This window comes from Elioraea sp. Yellowstone, assembly GCF_006704265.1.
Taxonomy (GTDB): domain Bacteria; phylum Pseudomonadota; class Alphaproteobacteria; order Acetobacterales; family Acetobacteraceae; genus Elioraea.
Genome location: NZ_VIKA01000356.1, coordinates 1 through 336, shown reverse-complemented (window position 1 = coordinate 336; position 336 = coordinate 1). Strand labels below are relative to the sequence as shown.

1 protein-coding gene is annotated in these 336 nt (G+C 79.5%); it reads left to right on the top strand.

The window, feature by feature from the left end:
• Positions 1-336, top strand: a 336-nt coding sequence (locus FK498_RS19095; RefSeq protein WP_202614954.1) for a gamma-glutamyltransferase, incomplete at both ends; no start/stop codon positions are given.

Here is a 336-nt window from a genome sequence, read left to right as displayed (position 1 = left end):
CGCGGGCGCGGATCCGGCCGCGCTGCTCGAGGGGACGGTCCCTGCCGGCGGCGGCCTGCCGCCGGTGCTGGGGGCCACCACGGGCTTCGTCGCGGTCGATCGCGACGGCATGGCGGTCGCCTGCGCGCTCACCATGAACAACCTGTTCGGCACCGGGCGGATCGCGCCCGGCACCGGGCTGGTGCTGGCGGCGGCGCCCGGGATCGGCCAGGTGCCGCCTGCGCTGCCGACCGTGCTGATGGTGGCGAACGCCAATCTGCGCGCCTTCCGCGCCGCGGGTGCGGCCTCGGGCGGGGAGGGGGCGCCGGCGGCCCTGGCGGTCGCGCTGCACCGGGC